13 protein-coding genes are annotated in these 12,232 nt (G+C 65.8%); 12 read left to right on the forward strand and 1 reads right to left on the reverse strand.

The window, feature by feature from the left end; translation table 11 throughout:
• Positions 1–134: 134 nt before the first annotated feature.
• On the reverse strand, positions 135–830 hold the full coding sequence (locus GY937_13405; protein ID MCP5057703.1) for a hypothetical protein: 696 nt from the start codon (positions 828–830) through the stop codon (positions 135–137).
• A gap of 71 nt (positions 831–901) precedes the next feature.
• Here GY937_13405 and GY937_13410 point away from each other — a divergent pair, with 71 nt between their 5' ends.
• The 12 genes from GY937_13410 (at position 902) to GY937_13465 (ending at position 12,053) form a co-directional block, all read left to right on the forward strand.
• On the forward strand, positions 902–2,083 hold the full coding sequence (locus GY937_13410) for a serine hydrolase (GenBank protein ID MCP5057704.1): 1,182 nt from the start codon (positions 902–904) through the stop codon (positions 2,081–2,083).
• Positions 2,080–2,376, forward strand: coding sequence for a hypothetical protein (locus tag GY937_13415; protein MCP5057705.1), 297 nt, complete (start codon positions 2,080–2,082; stop codon positions 2,374–2,376). Before GY937_13410 ends, GY937_13415 begins: the two co-directional genes overlap by 4 nt.
• Before the next feature lie 42 nt (positions 2,377–2,418).
• On the forward strand, positions 2,419–3,768 hold the full coding sequence (locus GY937_13420; protein ID MCP5057706.1) for a sigma-54-dependent Fis family transcriptional regulator: 1,350 nt from the start codon (positions 2,419–2,421) through the stop codon (positions 3,766–3,768).
• A 404-nt stretch (positions 3,769–4,172) separates the two neighbouring features.
• Complete coding sequence (locus GY937_13425; protein MCP5057707.1) at positions 4,173–5,273, forward strand: DUF2889 domain-containing protein; 1,101 nt, start codon at positions 4,173–4,175, stop codon at positions 5,271–5,273.
• A 186-nt stretch (positions 5,274–5,459) separates the two neighbouring features.
• Complete coding sequence (locus GY937_13430; protein ID MCP5057708.1) at positions 5,460–6,674, forward strand: CoA transferase; 1,215 nt, start codon at positions 5,460–5,462, stop codon at positions 6,672–6,674.
• A gap of 29 nt (positions 6,675–6,703) precedes the next feature.
• Positions 6,704–7,882: a winged helix-turn-helix domain-containing protein gene (locus tag GY937_13435; protein ID MCP5057709.1), complete on the forward strand. Its 1,179-nt coding sequence runs from the start codon at positions 6,704–6,706 to the stop codon at positions 7,880–7,882.
• A gap of 97 nt (positions 7,883–7,979) precedes the next feature.
• Complete coding sequence (locus GY937_13440) at positions 7,980–9,038, forward strand: MBL fold metallo-hydrolase (GenBank protein MCP5057710.1); 1,059 nt, start codon at positions 7,980–7,982, stop codon at positions 9,036–9,038.
• 7 nt (positions 9,039–9,045) lie between these two features.
• Positions 9,046–9,564, forward strand: coding sequence for a histidine phosphatase family protein (locus GY937_13445; protein MCP5057711.1), 519 nt, complete (start codon positions 9,046–9,048; stop codon positions 9,562–9,564).
• A gap of 107 nt (positions 9,565–9,671) precedes the next feature.
• Complete coding sequence (locus GY937_13450; protein ID MCP5057712.1) at positions 9,672–10,061, forward strand: hypothetical protein; 390 nt, start codon at positions 9,672–9,674, stop codon at positions 10,059–10,061.
• Positions 10,058–11,071, forward strand: a complete 1,014-nt coding sequence (locus tag GY937_13455; protein MCP5057713.1) for a phosphotransferase family protein — start codon at positions 10,058–10,060, stop codon at positions 11,069–11,071. Before GY937_13450 ends, GY937_13455 begins: the two co-directional genes overlap by 4 nt.
• 69 nt (positions 11,072–11,140) lie before the next feature.
• Positions 11,141–11,542 (forward strand): response regulator, encoded by a 402-nt coding sequence (locus tag GY937_13460; protein ID MCP5057714.1) that lies wholly within the window; start codon positions 11,141–11,143, stop codon positions 11,540–11,542.
• A 70-nt stretch (positions 11,543–11,612) separates the two neighbouring features.
• Positions 11,613–12,053 carry a YHS domain protein gene (locus GY937_13465; GenBank protein ID MCP5057715.1) on the forward strand — a complete coding sequence of 147 codons (441 nt, stop codon included), beginning with the start codon at positions 11,613–11,615 and terminating at the stop codon, positions 12,051–12,053.
• The last annotated feature ends 179 nt before the right edge of the window (positions 12,054–12,232 follow it).

The raw sequence follows: 12,232 nt of genomic DNA on the forward strand, positions 1-12,232 counted from the left end.
CCGAATAGAGCCTTGAATCAATCGCACTGAAGTGGCCTTGTTGGGTGTCGGTGGAGAAGCCTTGTAACTCCTTCATCTCACACTCACAGGGCCATTTCAATGTCCGGCGTTCACCTCACAACGACGGATTGGGGCTAGCTGCCCAGGCTCTTGACGATCACCTCGGAGAGCGGCGTCGAGTGCATCGCTTCCATGTCTCCGTAGAGGGGCAGCTCTTCGACCGTACGCTTCAAGGCCTCGGGCGATCCGTAGAGCCGGGAGGGGTCCGTGTAGTCGAGAATGTCGCGGAAGCGCTCGGCCACGATGGCGCGGATCGGTGGTGATCCCGGGGTCAGGACACGCGCAACCGCGTTGCGAACGTATTCCCAGCGCAGCGGGTGCAGCTCAGCCGAGGCGGGCGTATGCACCACGTGCCAACCGTGGTAGAACGCTTCGTCCGAGAGGCGTTCCGGCTTCGGAAACCAGGTGAAGTGGGTCACTCCCGGGCTCGGCGCGCCATCTGCCCAATCGCGATCGAGACAGGGCTGCGGAACCGACTCCGTGACGAGATAGCCATCCAGACGAACCGATTGCTCACGAAGGGCTTCCTCCACCGGGCCGCGATCGTCCAGGGATTGCATCCACACCGCCACCGCAGCGGAAAGCGTGGCGCCCTCTCCCATCAGCAGGGTCGGCTTGGGAATCGCCTGCTGGGTATCGGCGACGCTGACATTCAGTGCGCAAGCACCTGCGGCCAGAATGCGCTGAGCGACTTCCTCCAGGAGATGTTCGCGGTAAGCCTCGATCGTCAGCCCATCGCGCTTCCAGCTGAGGTAGATCAGCTTCTCCAACGTTGGCTCCCTTCGATCGCCCTGGATACGACGCGAGGCGATTCTATGGGAGACGGCCCTTCCCTGCCGCGGTGAAATCACGCCTTGTCGATCCGGCCCCGGCAGCCCACCTTCCTGTCGTGCCCATCTTGATGCTCGCCAGCCTGCTTCTACTCGCGCCCACGGCTGGGGCTGCCGACTCCCTGGTTCCCCTGCCCTCGCAGCCAGCGCAGACCGCCTGGCCAAGCGATGCCTGGCCGGAATCGGAACTCGCACCCAGCGTCGATGCGGAGGCCCTGGCTGCGGCGGTCGAGACGATCTTCGAGAGTCAGCCAGCCGGGGGGCCCCCGGACGCCCGCGCCGTGCTGATCGTCCAGGGCGGCGAGATCGTCTTCGAGCGCTACGCCGACGGTTTTGGCCCGGATTCGCGTTTTCATTCCTGGTCGATGGCCAAGAGCTTCGTGCAGGGCCTCGTCGCGCTCCTCGTGCGCGACGGCCGGCTCGAGGTCGACGCTCCAGCTCCGGTGCCGACCTGGAGCGAAGCCGACGACCCTCGTCACCGCCTCACCCTTCGCCAGCTGCTCAACATGACCACCGGGCTCGACAATGCAGACGGCGGCGACGACCCCCAGGCCTTCGTCGGCCAGCTCCTGTTCGGCCCGAACGCGCAAGATATGGCGGGCCACGCGGCCAACGTTCCGTTCCTGCACGACCCCGGGACCCACTGGGCTTACTCGACGGGAACCAGTGCAATCCTCGGCGGCATCGTCTCACGGCTTACGGGCCCCGGCCGCGAAGCCACCAGGGCTTGGATGGAAAAGGAGCTGCTCGACCCGCTCGGCATCAAGAGCCTCGTCGCCGAATCCGACAGCCGCGGCCAACTGGTGGGTGGCAGCCACGTCTGGGCGACAGCGCGAGATTGGGCGCGCCTTGGCCTGCTCTACCTGCGCGATGGCGAATGGGACGGCCAGCGCATCCTGCCGGCAGGTTGGGTGGACTTCACGCGCACCCGCGCACCGGTCGACAACAACGGAACCTACGGCGCCCACTTCTGGCTGAATCTTCCAGCCCGCGAAAAGCAATTCGATCCTCTGCCCGGCGCACCGAGCAGTGCGTTCCAGATGAGCGGAAACGGTGGCCAGTACGTCGCGCTCGTTCCAGGACGCGACCTGATGGTTCTGCGCCTCGGCGAGATGATCGCAACCGATTGGCTCAGGATGGGCGCCCAGATGGCCGCGTTGGTCGCCGCCTTCCCCGCACAGGCCGCGCCGTGAAGCGCCTGCTCGTGGGCTTCTTGTTGATCGCCGCAGGCGCAGGAGCCTGGTACCTGCCGCACCTGCGCACCATGACCGAGGTAGGCGCCGGCTACGTGGCCAAGCAGGCCTGCTCGTGCGTCTTCGTAGCGGAGCGCAGCCTCGCCTCGTGCCGGGCAGACATGCTGGCATCGATGGAATCCATCGAAGCCGAGGTGCTCGTGTCAGGCGAAGGCGTACGCGCCTGGGTGCCACTCCTGGCCGATCGAACTGCCCTCCACGAAGCCCCCTACGGCTGCACCCTGGGTCCCTAGCAGCTTCTCAGGCGCGGCAGCCGACGCTCCGATGAAGCCCGCATGGGGGAGAAACCGTTTCCGGGGGCCACGCCCGTGGTCCTGCTGGCGAGCCGCGACCCGGAGGCAGCGAAGTGGCTCGATGATGCGGTCCGCGGCGATCTCCAGATCCGGCAGGTCGCCCCGTGTGATCTGGGCAGCGGAAACGCCTGGATCGACGCACCCGTGGCCATCGCCCACCTTCGGGAAGCCGACGGGCCTGGGGCACTCGACGCGCTGTTGGCGCTTCGCGAGCTACCCCTCGCCGAACGCGTCATCCTCGTATCCGATCTGTGCGACGTTGCCGAACTCGCTCGTGGGCTCGACAAGTTGCAACCGGTCGCATGGTTTCAGGACCCGCCTCCCGCACCGGCCTTGAAACGCGCATTGCAGCTGGCGGTACCCGCCCAGCCCGGTGCCGGCGCGCGCCAAGGGCAGCGTCCGACCAAGGCACTGCTCGGCGTGAGCGCCTCCTTGCGCGAAGTCACCGAAGAAATCCGGCGCATCGCGCCGACCCAGACCTCCGTTTTGATCCTCGGGGAGACAGGCACCGGCAAGGAACTCGCCGCTCGCGCCGTGCACGAGCAGAGCCTTCGGGCCAGCGGGCCCTTCGTCGCAATCAACTGCGGTGCTCTTACGGAGACGCTTCTCGAGAGTGAACTCTTCGGCTCCTTGAAGGGAAGCTTCACCGGCGCCGATCGGGATCGCACGGGCCTCTTCGAGCAGGCCGACGGCGGAACCCTCTTCCTCGACGAAATCGGCGACACCACGCCGGCGCTCCAGACGAAGCTTCTTCGGGTCCTGGAGGAGCGCGAGGTACGCGCCATCGGTGGCTCCGAATCGAAGCCCGTGGACGTGCGGATCGTTTCGGCGACCCATCGCGATCTGCCGGCTGCCATCGAGAGCGGCGAGTTCCGCCAGGATCTCTACTACCGCCTCAATACGCTGACCCTGGCGTTGCCGCCCCTGCGTCGCCGGCGGGTCGACATCCCCTTCCTCGCCCAGCATTTTGCCGAGGCCTTCGGGGAAGAGAACGCCCGGCAGATCACCCTCAGCGAAGACTTCCTCGACGCGCTTGCCACCTACGAGTTCCCGGGCAACGTGCGCGAGCTTCGCAATGCCGTCGAACGGGCGATCGCGCTCACCGGGCCGGGCGAGGATGTTCCCGCCTCGGCGTTGCAACCCGCCCAGGGCCTCACGGCGCCGCCCGGAGGCACCGGTAGCGGTAGCCTTCGTGAGCAGGTGGAGCGCCTCGAGGTAGAGCTGATTCGCCGGGCGCTCGGCGCCAACGAAGGCAACAAGACCCGCGCCGCGGAAGACCTCGGCCTCTCTCGCGTTGGCCTGGGCAAGAAGATCAAGCGCTACGGGCTGTAGACGGCACCCCGGTTGTCGGCGCTGCCGACACCCAGGTTGTCGGTGCTGCCGACAACCTGGTTCGCGTGCCAGAGAGCCATTCGATGTCGGCCAGTTCCGCCTCCACCTGCGCACACGAGACGAGCCCGGCGACGAATCGCGGCAGCGGAGGCGGAGCCTTCCTCGGGAGCCCTTCGTGGAAGTTCGGGCTTGTTGGACCGAAGCTGCCTATGGCACACGCCTTGCTCTACAAGGGATCACGAACCAACGAGTTCCCCCCCAAGAGCCCCCCCGACGGACCCGGCCGCTCCTCCAGGCGGCCGGGTCCACCCCTTTGTCACACCCACCCGTTTTTCGGGGGACGTGTGGATCCCGTCAGCACGCGGCTTCGTCTGCTTGGAGACCCCGCGTATACTCCGCCGCCCATGAGTCTCTCCGAGCCGACCGTCGACGCGGCCCGCCTTCTCGCGCGCGGCCAGCCCGTTCACACCCGGACTTTCGTGATCGAGGTCTTCCGCGAAGACGCTGACACGCTGCGGGCGGAGGGCGAGATCCTCGACTTGCGCAAATGCGGCTTCGTACCAGGCGCGGGAGACTTGCAGACCGCCGGCTTCATCCACCAGATGAAGATCACGGCCTGGCTCGGCGCAGGAGACCGGGAACTCCACCGGCTCGTGGTCGACCAGCCCAAGGTCGCCTACGAGGCGGACGCGGAGACGACCCGCGGCGAGTGCTGCCGAGACCCGGCTCCAAGACTCCAAGCTCTCGTTGGCACGCGCTTCGACGCGGGTTTCGCCGCCAGGCTACGGAAGGTCTTCGCCGGTCCCCTTGGCTGCTCGCATCTGCTGACTCTCGGACAGCTGATGAGCGGGGTCCTTCCTTCGAGCCTTGATCGCGAGAGAACGGTCGCACCAAAAGGTCTTTCAGAACGGGAAGATGGAGAACTTCTCTTCAAGCGGGTTCTCACGCTGGATGGCCTGCTCTCGGGCGATGAGAGCATGGATCTCGCCGCCCAACTGACGGACTACCACATGACCCCCAGCGGAAAGGTCGGCCAGCTCTTCGATCGGCTCGCCCGCCAACACGAAATCCACGTCCTCGCGCGAGTGGATCTCGCAGACAACACCGTGGGGGCGCTCGATGCAGCCGAACGCCTCCGGAGCTGGGCGGAGTTTGGCGACGAAAGCTGGAGTTCTTCCTCCGAACGCGTGGCGCCCCTGGTCGGAGGGCCGGCGCTACGTGGATTCTCCCGGCAGATCCTCCACCACCTCAGCGACGACCTGGAGCACGCCCCCCTGCGAGACGTGTTGCTGAACCTCGGGCCCTGCTTGATCCAATGCTTCGCGGCCACGTCGATCCGCTGGATGGCCCGACTGGCCCGGCAACGAAACGAGCCCGAGACCCGCGAGGAACCGGGCGACGGACCCGACATGACCATGATGGGCGGCTTCCCGGACTCCTGTTACCTGTGGCGCGCCGACGGTCCGATGTCGAAACGGCGCACCACCCCACCCGACACGGACTGAGGAAAGCCTGACAACTGGCGTCGACGCTGGCCCCCTTCCACCGATCCCCTCCCGGGCTTGGCTAAGCTCGCACTTCATCCCGAAACCAGGGACGGAATCACCGAACCGGCCGGGTTCGTGGGCGCACGCTGCAACCCGAAGGCGACCCGTCTCTCAGGCCCGAACGACCTGCAATAGGAGCCCGTCATGCCCATGCCCCTCGAAGGAATCCGCGTCCTCGACTGGACGATCTGGCAACAGGGCCCTGTCTGCTCGGCCATGCTGGGCGACCTGGGCGCCGACGTGATCAAGATCGAACAGCGGGGCAGCGGTGACCCGGGCCGCTACCTCGCGGCCGTCGGCGGCTCCACGGCAGAAGGACGCCCGAACTGGTATTTCGAGGCCAACAATCGCAACAAGAAGAGCATCACCCTCGACCTGAAGAAGCCCGAAGCCGTTCAGGTCATCTTCGATCTGATCCGTGAGTCGGATGTCTTCGTGCAGAACTTCCGCTTCGGCGTCGCCGATCGGCTGGGGATTGGCTACGAGGCGCTCAAGGAAATCAACCCGAAGCTCATCTACGCAAGTGCAACCGGCTATGGGCCCGAAGGACCGGACCGGGCGGATCCCTCCTTCGACCACCTGGGCCTCGCGCGTTCGGGCATCATGAATGCAGCCGGCGAGCCGGACATGCCGCCGCTCGGCATCGCCGGCGGCATCGCCGACCAGATGGGGGCCGTGATGATGGCCTACGGCGTGCTCGCTGCGCTCATGGCACGCGAGCGACATGGCATCGGCCAGGCCGTGGATGCCTCGCATCTCGGCAGCATGATGTGGCTCCAGGGGCTCTCCCTCGGGATGCTATGCATGGCCGGCATTCCCTTCCCTCGCAGCTTTCGAAAGCAGGCCTTCAACCCGCTCTGGAACCACTACGCGTGCGGCGACGGAGAGTGGCTCGCCCTCGCCATGCTCCAACCCGATCGCTACTGGGCGGAATTCACGAAGGCGATCGGCCGGCCCGAGCTGGCGACGGACGAACGCTTTGCGGATATCGCCGCCCGCTCCGAGCATGCCGACGAATGCGTTGCGATCATCGATGAGGCCTTTGCCTCGGCACCCCGAGACGAATGGATCCGCCGGCTGCGAGAAGCCCCCGGCGATTTCATCTTCACCGTGTTGAACTCGGTCGCCGACCTGCCGGACGATCCGCAGGTAAAGGCCAATGACTACATCGTTGAGGTCGACCATCCCCAGCATGGCCCGACCTCGATGCTTGGCGTTCCCGTGCGTCTGCGCGAGACGCCTGGCAGCATCCGCACAGCCGCCCCGGAGCTTGGCCAACACACGGAAGAGGTGTTGATGGACGTGGCCGGCTACGACTGGGACCGCATCAGTGCCCTACGCGAAAAGGGGATTCTCTAGGCATGACGGGCGGAAACCCACGAGGGCAAGTGCAGCAAATCAGCCTGGCCGAAGCCCGCGGGCTCTTCCTGGCAGGCCAGGGCTTCGCCCGGCCTCGGCCTCGAAAGACGACGCCTGCCGCCCTCCAGCGTGGCATCGAGAAGCTCGGATTCGTACAGGTGGACTCGATCCAGGTTCTGGAACGGGCCCACCACCTGATCCTGTCCGCGCGCTTTCGGGGTTACCGCCCCGCACAGTTGAGACGCTTGCTCGAGGACCGGCGCAGCCTCTTCGAACATTGGACCCACGATGCCGCCGTCCTGCCGACGAGCCTCTTGCCCTATTGGACGTTTCGTTTCGACCGCTACGCAACCCTGACACGGGCGCGTTTCGCGAAACGCAGTGGAGGCGCGCGCGGCTTCCCGTCGCTACTCGCAGAAGTACGCGAACGCATCGAGCAGGAAGGGCCTCTGCTCTCATCAGACTTTGAAGCACCGCCGGGGCAAGCCAAGAACGGTTGGTGGAGCTGGAAGCCCGCCAAACACGCGCTCGAATATCTCTGGCGCACGGGCGAACTCGCCATTGCCGGGCGCGATCGTTTCCAGAAGCGCTACGACCTCTTCCACCGCGTTCACCCGGAGCACGAGGACGCCGACCGCGTCCAACTCGAGAGCTATCTCGATTGGGCGATCCCGGCTGCCCTCGAAAGGCTCGGGCCGGCTCGGCCCAGAGAGCTCGCCCAATTCTGGGGCGGCGTCACGGCCGCAGAAGCCCGGAGCTGGTGCGAAGCCGCCCTTCGCGACGGCCGGTTGATCGAAGTCGAAGTGGAGGCGGGCGGCCCCCAGTTTGCCCTCCCCCAGGTCACACGGCAGATCGGCCGCCTCCGCCAAGCCCCGGACGAGCTCAGGCTCCTTTGCCCCTTCGACCCCCTCCTCCACGATCGTCAGCGAACCGAACGCCTCTTCGGTTTCGCCTATCGCTTCGAGGGCTTCATCCCCGAAGCCAAACGCCGCGATGGCTACTATGTGCTCTCGGTCCTGCAAGGCGACCAGCTGATCGCCCGCTTCGACCCGAAGCTCGATCGCAGAGCCCGCGTGCTCCACATCCGGAGTCTCCGCTGGGAACGGGGCGCCCGCACCCCCCAACGAAGGGATGCCCTCACCGAAGCCCTGAAGGAACTCGCCACAACCCTGGGTGCCGAAAAAGTCAACGGGCGGGGACGGAGTTGACAATTGACTTGTTGAAAGGGGGCGTTGCCCACTTTCAACAAGTCAATTGTCAACTCCGTCCCCGCCCGTTGACTTTTTCACGCTACCCTCGGCCGCCATGGCGAAGAAACAAGAGCAGGAGTCTGCGAGCACTGAGGTGACAGAGGTTGGGCGCAATGTGCTTCGCATGCAGCTGCCGATCCGCATGCCGGGCCTTGGCCACGTCAACATGTACGCACTCCTCGACGATGAAGGCGCCGCCATCGTCGATCCCGGGCTTCCGGGCACCGCGACCTGGAAGGCGATCAAGGAACGACTGAAGCAGGCCGACCTGCGGGTGAAGGATGTCCACACGGTCATCGTCACCCACTCGCATCCAGACCACTTCGGCGGTGCCGGGCGTTTCGCGAAGGAAGCCGGGGCCGAGGTCGTTGCCCACGCAGATTTCCGCTTCGGTGTGCTCGAATCCAGCGACCAGGCGGAGGTTTCCGTCGAGGACCTTTCCTCTGCGGAGGACGATGCGAACCACCGCCGGGTGATTCGAGGCTGGAACCACAAGACGCCGTGGGGCGGCGAGCAGCCGCGACCCGGTCTTCGGATCCGGCTCAAATGGAGAGCGGCACGTTTGCTCGGCAGTACCTTCATTCCCACGATCTCGAAGCCCGTGCACGCAGGTGATGTCCTCAGGCTGGCTGGGCGCGAGTGGTTCGTGACCCATACGCCCGGCCACACGGAAGACCATATCTGCCTCCATTCTCCGGAGGAGGGATTGTTCCTCGCCGGCGATCATGTGCTCCCGACGATCACGCCTCATATCTCCGGCCTGGCACTCTCCCAGGACCCCCTCGACAACTTCTTCGATTCCCTCGATCTTGTCGGTGCGCTTGAGAACGTCGATCTCGCCCTGCCCGCCCATGGCCACCCGTTCGGAGATCTGAAGGGCCGTACCGAAGCCATCAAGGAACACCACTACGAACGGCTGGATACGGTGAAACGCATCGGCCGAGAGCTCGGCTCAGCCACCGTGCAGGCATTCTCCGAGAAGCTCTTCAAGCCGCGCAGCTGGGGCGGGATGGCCGAGAGCGAAACCTACGCCCACCTCGAGCATCTGCGCGTCGCTGGCCATGCCGAGATGCATCGCAACGCCGAGGGGATGCTCGAGTACGAGACCAGCTAGCGGCGCGATGAATTCGCCGACGACGAAACGCTTGTGGCTGTGGCGCCACGCGAAGGCCAGCGTGGGAGACCCGCGCCAATCCGATGCCGAGCGTGCACTCAAACCGAAGGGATTGCGAGCGGCGGCCGAGATGGCAGCGACTCATCTCAGCGACCCCCCTGACCTCGTGCTCTGCTCGCCCGCGCTGCGCGCCCGTGAGACCCTGTCTCAAGCTGAAGCCCTCTGGACGGACGCGCCGACCCTCCGTATCGAGGCCGATCTCTATCTGGCCGAGCCGGTGGATCTTCTCGAGTTCATCCACCAACTCGACGAGGAAACCCGGAGTGTCCTCATCGTCGGGCACCAACCGGGGCTCGGTGAACTCGTTCATTTGCTGGTTGGAGGCGGCGAACCGCGCGCCCTCGCGGCCTTGGCCCGCGGCGTTCGAACCGCCGCCCTCGCTGAACTCCACCTCGACATTCCGGTCTGGCGAGATGCCGGGGCGGAGTGCGCGTTCCTCGCAGCCTTCAACACGCCAACTACCTAGCGGCAGATCCAGCTGCGTCGGACGGCCGCTGCTGAGCCCCAGACGGGTACCTGCCCTACCATCGTCGCCCCGTCCACTGACGCCCAAGGGGTTCTTCCAACCGCGCCATGCAGGATCGACCGACCTCCGCCGAGCTACTCGAAACCGTCGCCGACCTCCTGGAAGAGCAGCTGATGCCCGCAACGCAGGGTGCCGTGCGTCACCAGGTGCGCGTGGCCGGGAATTTGTGTCGGATCCTGGAGCGAGAGGCCCGCCTCGGCCCGTCCCAGGACGAGCGGGAGGCAGAGCTGCTTCGCTCCGTTCTGGACCACCCGGCGGCCGAAGGCGCGAACACCTTGGAACTCAACCGCGAACTCGTGAAGACCTTGAAACGGGCAGAGGATCCCGAACTCGAGCGGCGAGCCTGGCAAGCCCTCCTCGAAATCGTCCGCGGCAAACTCGCCATCGCGAAACCCGGCCACGATGCATTCGATTTCGAGGGCGAGCTACCGGAATGAGCCCTCCGCCGGATCTGAAGAGCGGCCTGGAACGCGCCCTCGGCGAACTCTGGCAGACACCCGTCGAAGTTTCCGAGATCGGCGTGGCCACCACCGGAGCCCGCCGCCGCAACATCCTGTTCGACGCCACGCGGAAGAACGAAACGCTCCCGCTCGTCGCAACGATCATCCCGAATCCCGCGATGCAGGTGATGGCGATGACCGTCGAAGCGGCGAGCCTGCGCCTGGCCTTCGATCAAGGCATGCCCGTGCCCCAGCTGCATGGCGTGTGGGAAGACCCGGCCTACGTAGGCGGGCCGTTCTTCATCACCTCCCGCATCGAAGGCGAAACGATTCCCCGTCAGGTCCTTCGCCTGGTCGAGGCCGAGCCCTCGCTCGGCCCGCGCCTCGCACGCCAATGCGGCGAGGCCTTGGCCAAACTGCATTCGGCCGATCCAACTCGGGTCCCCTCGGGCATCCTCCGCCCGGACCCCGGCGAGAGCCCGATCGACCAGGGCATCGCGACCCTCGAAGCGTTGGCCCGGGATCTCCTCCAGCCTTCTCCCAGCTTCACGCTTGGCTTGCAGTGGCTCGAGCGTCATGCGCCGGCTCCTCCCGACGCAGCCAGCCTCGTGCACGGCGATTTCCGCAATGGCAACCTGATCGTCGCCCCGGACGGCCTGCGGGCGGCGCTGGATTGGGAGCTCGCCCACCTCGGAGATCCGATGCGCGATCCGGCCTGGCTTTGTCAGCGCATGTGGCGCTTCCGGAACGACCATCTCGAGGTCGGCGGTTTCGGCTCCCGAGAGGCGTTGCAGGCGGGCTACGAATCGGCCGGCGGCTTGTGGCGGGAAGACGCCTTTCATTGGTGGAAGGTCCACGGAACCTTGAGCTGGGGCCTCGGCCTCGCCGGCCAGGCCCGGGCACATATCGATGGTGTCGTGCCATCGATCGTAATGGCCGCCAGCGGCCGACGCGTGGCCGAGCTCGAGTACGACCTGCTGCGCATGATCCAACACGACTACGCCTGACGCGCCGCCCGCCTGGCCTCGCGCGTCACCTTCTTGGGCTTGGGAGCACCTACTCCTGGGGAGACTTCCATGAAACAGCGAACGATCCTGGTGGTGGACCACTCCATGGCCGTACGAAAGGCCTTGCGCCTGCTGCTGCGTTCTCGCGGCTTCGAGGCCCAGGCCGCCGAAACACCCACAGAAGCGGTTCGGGCCTCGAGGCGCGAAGTTCCGGCGGCTCTCGTGGTGGGCCGGAGCCCTCTCGGAGGCGGAGCGCTTTCCCCGAGTGTCCAATTGCGCAATGAACCCTCATTGGTGGGCATCCCGCTGATCGAGGTGCCGCGGGTGGACGAAATCGTGCGGGAAATCGACGGCGGTTGGGAATACTGCGGCACCGCAGCCCGAGACCTGCTTGCGCGTGTGCAGCATTTCGCAGGCAACCGGCCGTTGGGGCCCAACCCCTTCGAAGTAGAACACCAACCGGAGGCGTAACCTCTCCTGGGTCCCGGCATCGGATTGGGCGAGGAGGACCCCCATGTCGATGCGTCCCTTGGCCGCTGCATTGCTGTGTTCGACCCTGGCCGGTGTGTTGTTCGTACCGGCGGAGACCCTGGCCGTCGACCCGGTCTACACCGGCCGCTTCAGCTCGCTGGCTCTCGGCGGCTACGACCCGGTCGCGTACTTCACGAACGGCCAGCCGGTCGAAGGCTCTGATGAGCATGAGCTGAGCTGGAACGGAGCCACCTGGCGGTTCTCCAGCGCCGAGAACCAGGCACGTTTCCAGGCCGACCCGGAAGCCCACGCACCGCAATACGGCGGCTACTGCGCTTGGGCAATCAGCCAGGGCAAGACGGCATCCGCCGATCCGAGCCGCTGGAAGATCGTCGATGGCAAGCTCTACCTGAACTACAACGGAGCCATTCAGGAGCGCTGGGAGAAGGACATCCCCGGCTTCATCGCAGCCGCCGACGAGAACTGGCCCGGGATCCTCGCGGGCAGATAGCACTGCGTCGCGGACCCGGAATCGTTTCGGCAACGGCCCCCTAGCCCGAATAATTCATGAAGAAGTCGCGTTCCTGAATTGAAGAAGGCCCCAGTTGCGGTAGAAACGTGTTGCGACACCCGTTTCCCCTCAACAAGGGCCCCTTCATGAAGCCGGATTCTACCGCACAGACTGTCACC

This window comes from bacterium (assembly GCA_024228115.1).
GTDB lineage: Bacteria > Myxococcota_A > UBA9160 > UBA9160 > UBA6930.

What these genes read in the sequence shown, in the direction of transcription:
- GY937_13425 (MCP5057707.1), top strand. Translation starts at nt 4,173, where the DNA reads ATGAGTCTCTCCGAGCCGACCGTCGACGCGGCCCGCCTTCTCGCGCGC.
- GY937_13445 (MCP5057711.1), top strand. Translation starts at nt 9,046, where the DNA reads ATGAATTCGCCGACGACGAAACGCTTGTGGCTGTGGCGCCACGCGAAG.
- GY937_13430 (MCP5057708.1), top strand. Translation starts at nt 5,460, where the DNA reads ATGCCCATGCCCCTCGAAGGAATCCGCGTCCTCGACTGGACGATCTGG.
- GY937_13420 (MCP5057706.1), top strand. Translation starts at nt 2,419, where the DNA reads ATGGGGGAGAAACCGTTTCCGGGGGCCACGCCCGTGGTCCTGCTGGCG.
- GY937_13450 (MCP5057712.1), top strand. Translation starts at nt 9,672, where the DNA reads ATGCAGGATCGACCGACCTCCGCCGAGCTACTCGAAACCGTCGCCGAC.
- GY937_13440 (MCP5057710.1), top strand. Translation starts at nt 7,980, where the DNA reads ATGGCGAAGAAACAAGAGCAGGAGTCTGCGAGCACTGAGGTGACAGAG.
- GY937_13460 (MCP5057714.1), top strand. Translation starts at nt 11,141, where the DNA reads ATGAAACAGCGAACGATCCTGGTGGTGGACCACTCCATGGCCGTACGA.
- GY937_13455 (MCP5057713.1), top strand. Translation starts at nt 10,058, where the DNA reads ATGAGCCCTCCGCCGGATCTGAAGAGCGGCCTGGAACGCGCCCTCGGC.